General features: G+C 51.2%; 2 protein-coding genes. Both read right to left on the bottom strand.

Features of this window, described 5'->3' with window-relative positions; genetic code table 11:
• The coding region (locus tag J4G02_21010; GenBank protein MCE2397004.1) for a serine hydrolase at window positions 1-608 on the bottom strand (608 nt) is incomplete at its 3' end.
• A gap of 83 nt (window positions 609-691) precedes the next feature.
• The gene (locus J4G02_21005) at window positions 692-1,627 is read right to left on the bottom strand and encodes a zinc-binding dehydrogenase (protein ID MCE2397003.1); all 936 of its coding nucleotides are present in this window, start codon (window positions 1,625-1,627) and stop codon (window positions 692-694) included.
• Between the last annotated feature and the right edge of the window lie 624 nt (window positions 1,628-2,251).

Below are 2,251 nucleotides of genomic sequence, written 5' to 3'. Positions count from 1 at the left end.
TGGGATCTCGATCTATACTCCCAATCCGCACCAATCACATCGGCGATCTTCTCCTTGTAGAGCGGCGAGATCTTTGGCGATTCTTCTGGACGATTGACATCATACAACCCATACGCTTTCTCGATGCAGTGCGAAAGCACACACATCCCGTTGGTCTGATAATTGAACACCTGTCCCGGCGCTTCACCCGGTTTCATATATCCCGACACATTACAGATCAGATGTCGCAGCGTCAACCCACGATTCGCCTCAAATGCCCAGCGTCCCTCTTTGGGACCTTCGCCCTCCGGCACGTCCATCAGTTCAGGATAGTAGTCCACAGCGCGATCGTCGGCACTCCCGATTTTACCTTCGTCAACCGCTATGCCCAGCATACTGGACAGGATCGACTTATTGGCAGAGGCGATATGATGCTTCTCTGGGCTTGGGATATTATGCGTCCATTCCGCCACCAGATAGCCGTGCCGAACAATCGCTATGCGGTAACTGTCATCCGCAAACTTTGAATCGAGCCATACCTTGGCAAGATTCAATTTCTCAGTATCTATCCCCACCTCGGAAGGGGGAGCGATTTGCCAGTCTGCTTTCGGAAATGTCTTCGCTGTCATAGCACTATACCTTTCTCTTCGTGCTTTGCACCTTCTTTTTACATGAGCCATACCTTTTTGATCGTTGCCGTCGGAAGCGTAAATTATCCGAGCGTAATCACACCTTTGATATAGCTTGGATCGCCCGCTACAAGCTGCTGCATTAAACCTGGGTACTCTTCCAGTGTCGCTGTGTGCGTGACCAACGGTTCGAGATCGAACACGCCGCTGTGAATCATGCGGATAGCGGCTTCAAAGGTATCGCGAATCTTCGACGATGGCGACGAATTGACAACCGTAAACCCGCCCATGTGCCACTTGGTCGGATCAAAGGTGGCAGTATCGCCCTTGAGCCATCCGAACAGATTGATCCGTCCGCCCCGCTTGACAATATCGGTGGCGAGATCCAGACCGCCCTGATGACCCGATGTATCAACGACCACGTCGATGTCCCGCGCTTTCAGGTCTGCCGCAAGTTCAGCCGTATCGACTTCGGTCGTGTTATAAACTTCGTCCACACCAAACTGCTTTGCCACATCCAGACGGTTCTGCACCACATCAATCGCAATCAGTTGGTCGAGCGGATGGTGCAGCAAACCCTGCATAATCAGCAAGCCCATAAACCCACAACCGACGACTGCAACCCGATCCCCGCCTCTAATCTGGCAGTGATCGACTCCCGTGACCGCACAGGACACAGGCTCCACAATCCAGTATTGATCAGGCTTTGCAGATTCTGGGATTTTGTACAATCGTTCCGCGGACAGATTTCGCACCGTCGCAAAACCGCCGCCTGCGACGCGGTCCCCCTCTTTCACGCCGGTGACTTCGGGGCCGATCTTGCTCACATAACCGACCCCCTCGTGTCCGGGGGGTGCCATGGGGGACATCTGATCGCCCAGCTTGGCTGTCACCAAATCCCATGAACAGATCCCGCACGCGCCCCCTGTGACCTGCACCTCATTCGCGCCCGGATCGGGCACGTCCTGTCCAATAAGTTCAACACGCCCGTCAGGCAGATACCGCATTGTTTGACCCATGATTATGCTCCTTTATATAGTTGGTTCATTAGTTCATTAGTACATTGGTTCATTGAGATGGTGAGCTCTACACATTGCACCCCTCTGGAGTGCTTACGCATTACTCGTTATTCTGCTCACGTTTCACGCTTCAGATACACCTGTCGCACCCCTTGGGGTTTGAGGCAGCGACCTGATTTTTTCACACACATTGCTGATCTTGAAGATACGGTATCATATCACGATCTTAACTCTTTTTCAAGAATGCCTAAGATTTTTGGAGAGATTTTAACTGGAGGCACGAGGATTCAACCATTAAAGGAATGATCGGTAGGGTCATTTAATTTTCCCGTATCTCGATCGCCCGGTCAAGGCTACGGCGGGGAGACCAGATGCCCCGCCTACGGATTTGGGTCATTCCGAAATCAGTCAAAAAACCGAAAACTGAATAGCCCTAGAATGATCGGATAAAATTGGAAGGGTTGATCTGGTTTTGCAATTTGCTGTATGTCTGTGGTTATGGCTTGGATATGTCTATCCAAGCCGATCAGAAGTTGCAACTAGCAATCTGTGCTAAGATAACGCAAGTTGCTAGACTGTAGGTCGAGATTCATATCTCGACATCTTCATACGCTATGATCACAG

The sequence above is a fragment of the Candidatus Poribacteria bacterium genome (assembly GCA_021295755.1).
GTDB lineage: Bacteria > Poribacteria > WGA-4E > WGA-4E > PCPOR2b > PCPOR2b.
Note: the sequence above shows the minus strand (reverse complement) of the source record. Positions and strands in the feature narration are given on the sequence as shown.

What these genes read in the sequence shown, in the direction of transcription:
- J4G02_21005 (MCE2397003.1), bottom strand. Translation starts at nt 1,627, where the DNA reads ATGGGTCAAACAATGCGGTATCTGCCTGACGGGCGTGTTGAACTTATT.